The sequence below is a fragment of the Paenibacillus albidus genome, assembly GCF_014644435.1.
Classification (GTDB): domain Bacteria; phylum Bacillota; class Bacilli; order Paenibacillales; family Paenibacillaceae; genus Paenibacillus_AQ; species Paenibacillus_AQ albidus.
In genome coordinates this window covers 1-1,449 of the sequence record NZ_BMKR01000103.1, presented here as the reverse complement: position 1 = coordinate 1,449, position 1,449 = coordinate 1, and the positions used below count along the sequence as shown (strand labels likewise).

Genomic DNA, 1,449 nt, shown 5'->3' with positions numbered 1-1,449 from the left:
CTTCACTTTCCCGTCATCTTTGTAATCCCGGTACTGGAAGGTTACCGTCTGCTCATCCATGGCCACGAGTCGATTATTGTAAATGGCGGTCTTGTGCGTATACCGACTTAAATAGTTGACGACGTGGAAGGAACTCTTAAACGGTTTCTTGTAATAGACGACCCAATCGGGTTCATAGAGCGCGTCTAAGAGTGTGAAAAATGAGGATTCCTCCGCATAGGGCAGGGAGGAGCCGGTAAAACTCAGCTTTTGTTCTGCAAAAGCCCTTTTTAAGAAGCAAAGGAACTTCCCCCGAAACACTCGGGAGAGAATCTTCACGGGAATGAAGAATTTTTTCCTCGAACGCATAAAAGAACAGCCGGAAGGCGAAAGACCGCCACCGGGCACAATGCAGTGGACATGCGGATGGAAAGACAAATTCTGTCCCCAGGTATGCAACACCATAGTGACTCCGATTTGTGCACCCAGAAACTTAGGATCCAAGGCCAGCTTGGAAAGCGTCTGGGAAGCCGCTTGGAAGAGAAGGCTGTGCATGAGCTTTGGGTTGGCTAGAAATAAAGGATTCAACGTGTGGGGAACCGTGAAAACGGTATGGAAATAGGGAACAGGCAAGAGTTCAGAGGTTCGATCTAGAATCCACTGCTCTTTTTTCAAATTTCCACATTTGGGACAATTACGATTGCGACAGGAATTGTAGGACACCTTCAAATTCTTGCAAGAATTACACTGGTCGACATGCCCGCCTAAAGCCGAGGTTCTACAGGTCTGGATGGCTTGAGTCGCCTTTATGCCTTCTAGATGAACGGGATGGGACTCCAGGAAAGGTTCCGCGAAACGTGAGAAGATGTGCTGCAGCTCAATCAAGTTCACCACCTCCGAGAGGAAGGTCTAGAGGACTTTTCAAACCGAGGACTTGGGCATGAGTGAGATGAAGATACATGGAAGTCGTTTGAATATCTGCGTGTCCAAGAAGTTCCTTGATTTGCAGAATACTCGCTCCGCGATTTAACAGATGGGTTGCGAAGCAATGACGCAAGGTGTGGACTGATACCTCCTTAGAAATCCCGGCAGCAAGCAATGAATGTTTAAAAACAGACTGAATCGTTCGTACCGAAATGGGCTTTGTATCCGGAATACCGGGAAAGAGCCAATGGTGAGGTCGGTAGGTTTTCCAGTATTCACGAAGTAAAAGAAGATTATGGTTGGATAAAATAGAATAACGATCCTTGCCCCCTTTGGATTGACGAACCAAGAGGCGCATGTTCTCGCTGTGAATGTCGGTCATTTGCAGATGTGCGACTTCACTCACACGAAGACCTGCGGAGTAAACCGTTGTTAGAATGGCTTTGTGCTTGAGGTTCCGGGTCGCCTCGAGGATCTGGCACACTTCTGAAACGTGAGCATGTTGGGGAGAAACGATTTCTTTTTCACTCTAGGCACATGCAGCAT

Annotated in this window: 2 protein-coding genes; both read right to left on the bottom strand. The window is 47.6% G+C overall.

Going from position 1 to position 1,449, the window contains the following annotated elements; translation table 11 throughout:
- The coding region (locus IEY53_RS34765) for an IS91 family transposase (RefSeq protein ID WP_189032922.1) at positions 1-864 on the bottom strand (864 nt) is incomplete at its 3' end.
- Complete coding sequence (locus IEY53_RS34760; protein WP_189032920.1) at positions 857-1,387, bottom strand: tyrosine-type recombinase/integrase; 531 nt, start codon at positions 1,385-1,387, stop codon at positions 857-859. The genes IEY53_RS34765 and IEY53_RS34760, both read right to left, overlap by 8 nt.
- Positions 1,388-1,449 lie beyond the last annotated feature (62 nt).